We start from the raw sequence: 2484 nt of genomic DNA, 5'->3' as shown, positions 1-2484 counted from the left end.
GACTTCCGCCTCAACATCGCCCTGCTGCTGGTGTTCACCGCCGGCAACCTGCTCCCGCAGCAGGTCATCATCACCCCGCTGTACCGCATGTACCTGCTCATCGACCTGCCCGGCATCACCATGAGCGGCAAGCTCTACGACTCCGCCCTGGGCCTGGTCCTCATCCACGTCGCCTTCCAGTCCGGCTTCTGCGCCTTCGTCCTCAGCAACTACATGCGGATGCTGCCGCACGAGCTGACCGAGGCCGCCCTGGTCGACGGCGCCTCGGTATGGCGGATGTACTGGCAGATCGTGCTGCCGCTGTGCAAGCCCGCCATGGCCGCACTGGGCACACTGTTGTCCATCTGGATCTACAACGACTTCTTCTGGGCGATCGTGCTGATCTCCACCGGCGAGAACATGCCGATCACCTCCGCCCTGAACAACCTCTCCGGCCAGTTCTTCACCGACCCCAACCTGGTCGCCGCCGGCGCCCTGCTCACCGCGATCCCCACCCTGATCGTCTACTTCGTGCTCCAGCGCCAGTTCGTCAGCGGACTGACCCTCGGCGCCAACAAGGGCTGACCGCCCTCACCTGAGAGAGAACCACCGTGCCCCACCCCTTCACCCCGCTCGCCTCCGTGCCCGTGGACCCCGTCGGGGCCCGCGTCCACGAGGAGGGCTGGCAGTCCTGGAGCCCCAGCGGCGCGTACGCCCTCGGCGACAGGCCGTACCGCCCGACGAACGACAACTGGGCGACGGTCTGCTACCGGCCGGGCGTCACCGTCCCCGAGGGCACCTTCCAGGGCGAGGGGCTGCTGGCGCTCGACCCGGGCGACGGGTCGCCGGTACGGCTGTGGGCGGCGGCGGAACCGACACGTGAGGTCCCGTCGATCCGCCTGACCGTCGACGGCACCACCGCGCAGGTCTGCGCCGACGGCCCGGTGAAGGAGTTCACGGGCACGGACGTCCAGTCGGTGCTGGCCGAGTGGGCCGCCGGGCTCGGGGTCGAGGCCCCTCGCCCGGCGCCCACCGTCTGGTGCTCCTGGTACGAGTACTTCACGAGCGTCACCGAGGACGACATCCACGAGAACCTCCGTGCGATGGACACCCTCGACCTGCCCGTCGACGTCGTCCAGATCGACGACGGCTACCAGAAGGCCCTCGGCGACTGGCTCACCCTCTCCGGCCGCTTCCGCTCCCGCGCGGGCATCGCCGACGCGATCCGGGCGCGGGGCCGTCGGGCAGGCATCTGGACGGCCCCCTTCCTGGTCGATCCGGCCAGTGACCTGGCCGCCGAGCACCCCGACTGGCTGGTCCAGGACCTCGACGGAGGCTTCCTGCACGCCGGCCGCAACTGGGGCCACGACCTGTGCGTCCTGGACACCACCCACCCCGAGGCGGCCCAGTACCTGGCGTCGGTCTTCCGGACCCTGCTGTCCGAGGGCTACGACTACTTCAAGGTCGACTTCCTCTACGCGGGGGCGCTGGAAGGCGTACGGCACTCCTCCGCGGACGCGCTCACGGCGTACCGCTCCGGGATCGAGCTGATCCGCGAGGCCATCGGCGAGGACGCCTACCTGCTCGGCTGCGGGGCGCCCGTCCTGCCCTCCATCGGCCTGTTCGACGCGATGCGGGTCAGCCCGGACACGGCCCCGCACCGCCGCCCCGAGGCGGACGACTACAGCCAGCCCGGCCAGGACCCGGCCGAGTTCACCGGCGTCGGCCGCCAGTGGCAGCACGGCAGGCTCTGGGTCAACGACCCCGACTGCCTGATGGCCCGCCCGGCCGTGGAGACCCGCGAGCGCTGGGCCGCCCACGTGGAGGCGACCGGCGGTCTGATGGCGTCCAGCGACCGCCTGCTGTCCCTGGACGCGTGGGGCGTGGAGACGACCCGCCGTCTGCTCGGCGGAGGTGCCCGATGATCCCGGAGGGCATCGCCTACGGCGGCGACTACAACCCCGAGCAGTGGCCCGAGGAGGTGTGGGCCGAGGACGTCCGTCTCATGCGCGAGGCGGGCGTGAACATGGTCAGCGTCAACATCTTCGCCTGGGCACTGCTCGAACCGAGCGAGGGCACCTACGACTTCGCGCGCCTCGACAAGATCCTGGCCCTGCTCCACGCCAACGGCATCGCCGCCGACCTGGCCACCCCCACCGCGGCCCCGCCGGCCTGGTTCTTCCGCAAGCACCCCGAGGCCCTGCCCGTCGACAAGGACGGCAGGCGACTGTCGTACGGCAGCCGCCAGACGTTCTGCCCCTCCAGCCCCGCCTACCGCGAGGCGGCGCTGCGGATCGCGCGGGCGCTGGGCGAGCGCTACGCCGACCACCCGGCCGTGGTGATGTGGCACATCCACAACGAGTACGGCTGCCACAACGCGGAGTGCCACTGCGACGTGAGCGCCGAGTCGTTCCGGCGCTGGCTGCGCGAGCGGTACGGCGACCTGGACGCCCTCAACCACGCCTGGGGCACCACCTTCTGGAGCCAGTGGTACTACGACTGGGA

General features: G+C 70.8%; 3 protein-coding genes. All 3 read left to right on the top strand.

Annotation, left to right across the window (positions count from 1 at the left end):
* Positions 1-564 (top strand): carbohydrate ABC transporter permease (locus ABZ098_RS44895; RefSeq protein ID WP_356600889.1); only part of this gene is annotated, 564 nt, incomplete at its 5' end.
* Between the two features lie 26 nt (positions 565-590).
* Positions 591-1904: a glycoside hydrolase family 36 protein gene (locus ABZ098_RS44890; RefSeq protein WP_356600887.1), complete on the top strand. Its 1314-nt coding sequence runs from the start codon at positions 591-593 to the stop codon at positions 1902-1904.
* A partial coding sequence (locus ABZ098_RS44885) for a beta-galactosidase (RefSeq protein WP_356600885.1) occupies positions 1901-2484 on the top strand: 584 nt, incomplete at its 3' end. The genes ABZ098_RS44890 and ABZ098_RS44885, both read left to right, overlap by 4 nt.

Source organism: Streptomyces sp. NPDC006335, assembly GCF_040612795.1.
Classification (GTDB): domain Bacteria; phylum Actinomycetota; class Actinomycetes; order Streptomycetales; family Streptomycetaceae; genus Streptomyces.
Note: the sequence above shows the minus strand (reverse complement) of the source record. Positions and strands in the feature narration are given on the sequence as shown.